The organism is Thermus thalpophilus, assembly GCF_022760915.1.
In the GTDB taxonomy this organism is placed as follows: domain Bacteria; phylum Deinococcota; class Deinococci; order Deinococcales; family Thermaceae; genus Thermus; species Thermus thalpophilus.
The window spans coordinates 1-1,029 of sequence record NZ_JAKTNS010000092.1 but is presented as its reverse complement, the minus strand read 5'-3'; the positions used below and the strand labels follow the sequence as shown (position 1 = coordinate 1,029).

Annotated in this window: 1 protein-coding gene; it reads right to left on the bottom strand. The window is 69.0% G+C overall.

The annotated features are described in order from the left end of the window. Positions 1 to 8: 8 nt before the first annotated feature. Entirely contained in the window at positions 9 to 698 is a 690-nt protein-coding gene (locus tag L0D17_RS13135) for an IS5-like element ISTth7 family transposase (protein ID WP_008630619.1), read from the bottom strand. Positions 699 to 1,029: the final 331 nt, after the last annotated feature.

The window sequence follows — 1,029 nt, the reverse complement described above, 5'->3', positions numbered from 1 at the left end:
GGGCTTGCCTAGTAAATTGCCTTGTACCCCGGAGGGGGCGGGAGAAGGGAGAGAAGAACCCTAAGGCCGTAGGCGATGAGCTCCAAAAGCGCCCGCGCCATGGCCGTCCAAGGCTTCCGCTCCCAAAGGTACCCCCCACCCAGCCGCGTCTTCATCCCCCCAAACACCCCCTCCACCACCCCGCGAAACCGGTACACCTCGGGGTCCCACCCCTCCCGCGCCCGCACCCGCGCCTCCTCCCTGGCCTCGCCCCCGCCCCGAAGCCGGATCACCGGCCGCACCCCCGCCTCCCCCAAAACCCCCCACACCTCCTTCCCGTCAAACCCCGCGTCCGCCAAAAGCCACCCCCGGGAAGGAGGAAACCGCCTCAGCACCTCCCCCCCAAGCCGGGGGTCCGGGGCGTAGCCCTCCCCCACCACTCCACCCCAGGGCCATAAGAGCCGCCTCTCCCTATCCCACCGCATCAGGGCCAGAAGCCGCGCGTGCCCCCGCACCCGCCGCACCTCCTTCCCCCGACGAAAGCGGAGAAGCCGGTCCTTGCTCCGGTAGGCCAGCCCCGTGGTGTCCATGAGGTAGAGGGGGGGAAAGCGCCGCCAGGTGTGCCGGCGCCTCGTCCGAAGCCGCTTCGCCTTCCGGCGAGGACTCCGGGGCGAGATGGGCCTCCAGTTCCCGGGAAAGCCTCTCCAGGAGGGCCTCAAGGAGTTTGGGGTCCAGGTGCTTGAGGGCGTAGCGGGCCAGGGACTGGTGGGAAGGGAAGGGGCCTTCCATCAGGTCCTGGAGTGAGGCCTCCGTCTCGCGGTAGGTGAGGTGGAAGAAGGCGCGGAAGAGAAGGAGGGCCAGGTAAAGGGCGTGGCTGTAGCGCCAGGGGCGGCCCCGCTTGCCTTTGGGGGTGGGAGGGGCCACCTCCCGGGCCAGGCGCAGGCAGTGTTCCAAGACCTCCTTGGGGCTTGCCTCCCTGCGAAGGAAGCCTCGCTTGCCCATCAGGAGAGAGATATACACCCGTCCTCCTGACCTTTGCAAGGCAAGCCC